Source organism: Rhodoblastus sp. (assembly GCF_041915505.1).
Lineage (GTDB): Bacteria > Pseudomonadota > Alphaproteobacteria > Rhizobiales > Beijerinckiaceae > Rhodoblastus.
Window position 1 is genome coordinate 1 of the sequence record NZ_JAYSBG010000502.1, and the last position, 1,833, is coordinate 1,833.

The window sequence follows — 1,833 nt, forward strand, 5'->3', positions numbered from 1 at the left end:
ATTTCGAGGAAAATTGCAGATAAGTGAGGCCGCCGGTGGTGTTGGCGGCCTTGGCGGCCTGCCATTTGTCGGCGCATTGCTTCATCGCCGATTCTTCCGCTTGCGCGGACCCCAGGCCAATAAGGGCGACAGCGCCCGCGAGCATGAAAGCGGAACGGATGGACATGGACGTGCTCCCCAGCAGACAGCCCGCGACAAACGGCGCGGGATCAAGGCCAAGCTTTCCAATTTTTTCGTTCCCGTCAATGCGGAGCAACCGCATTTCATTGTGAAAACCCGAGACGAAAATCCTGCGAAAGCCCTTCTTTCTCGGCCCGCGCGGCTGAACCGGGCGTGAACGCCGCCCCGAAACGAAACCGGGGCCGCTCGGGCCCCGGTCGCCGAACCTTCGTTCAGCTGATTTTGGCGGAGACGATCTTGTCCGGATCGCGCACCGGTTCGCCGCGCTTGATCTTGTCGACATTCTCCATGCCGGAGATCACCTCGCCCCAGACCGTATATTGGCGGTCGAGGAAGCGGGCGTCGTCGAAGCAGATGAAGAATTGCGAATTGGCCGAATCCGGATTCTGCGCGCGGGCCATCGAAGCCGTGCCGCGCACATGCGGCGCGGTGTTGAACTCGGCCTTGAGGTTCGGATATTTCGAACCGCCGGTGCCGGTGCCGTGCGGGCAGCCGGTCTGGGCCATGAAGCCCTCGATCACGCGGTGGAACACAACGCCGTCATAGAAACCTTCGCCGACCAGTTTCTTGATATGGGCGACATGGTTGGGCGCGAGATCGGGCCGCATGCGGATCACCACCGGACCTTTGGTGGTTTCCAGCGTTAACAGATTGCCTTCGTCGGACATGAGCTTTTCCTGCGTTGAGTGAGGTTGCGGCGCCGCAGGCCAGGAGCGAATGCGACCATAGGGCGTCTTGGACGCCCGTCTCGCGACGGGCTATGGCTTGATGCGAGGGGCGCCCTGCCCGCGACAGGTCGCGGGCAGGGCAAAACTCAAAAGTTACGCGCCGAGTTTCATGCTGATGATCTTGTCGGGATTCTGCGGCGGCTCGCCGCGCTTGATCTTGTCGACAAACTCCATGCCGGAGACCACTTCGCCCCAGACCGTATATTGCCCGTCGAGGAAAGGCGACGGCGCGAAGCAGATGAAGAATTGCGAATTGGCCGAATTCGGCGATTGCGAACGGGCCATACCGAGCGTGCCGCGCACGAAGGGCGCCTTTGAGAATTCCGCCGGAATATTAGGCAGGTCGGAGCCGCCCATGCCGGTGCCGGTCGGATCGCCGGTCTGCGCCATGAAGCCGTCGATGACGCGATGGAACACGATGCCGTCATAGAAGCCGCGCTTCACCAGCGTCTTGATCTGCTCGACATGTTTCGGCGCGAGATCGGGACGCAGGCGGATGACCACAGTGCCGTCCTTGAGCTGCATATAGAGCAGGTTGGACGGATCATCCCCTGCGCGCGCGGCGCCTGCGGCGCCCAGAACGCCCGCCGCGCCCAGCGCCATGGCGGCAAATTGGCGACGGCTGAACGGCCGCGCGGAAAAATCGGACATGCTTCCTCCTTCAGTTTCTCGCCGCCGCCTTTCTGCGGCGGTTCACTTTCGCGCCTTGCTCCGCAAAGCCTCGACGACGAGCGGCGGCGCGAAGGCCGAGACGTCCCCGCCCATCAGAGCGATCTGACGAACCAGGGTCGCCGTTATATGGCGTACATTGAGGCCGGCGGGAAGGAAAACCGTCTGCACTTCCGGGGCCATCACCCCGTTCATGCCGGCCATCGACATTTCATAATCGAGATCGGAGCCGTCGCGCAGGCCGCGAATGATGATG

2 protein-coding genes and 1 pseudogene are annotated in these 1,833 nt (G+C 62.3%); all 3 read right to left on the bottom strand.

The genetic code is table 11. The annotated features are described in order from the left end of the window. Positions 1–392 precede the first annotated feature (392 nt). A complete protein-coding gene (locus tag ACE3S9_RS19165; RefSeq protein ID WP_374548074.1) occupies positions 393–848 on the bottom strand; it encodes a peptidylprolyl isomerase in 456 nt (151 codons plus the stop codon). 153 nt (positions 849–1,001) lie between these two features. Next, a complete protein-coding gene (locus ACE3S9_RS19170) occupies positions 1,002–1,559 on the bottom strand; it encodes a peptidylprolyl isomerase (protein WP_374548075.1) in 558 nt (185 codons plus the stop codon). Between the two features lie 42 nt (positions 1,560–1,601). Then, positions 1,602–1,833 (bottom strand): annotated as a pseudogene (locus tag ACE3S9_RS19175) (phosphopantetheine adenylyltransferase); the annotation flags it as partial.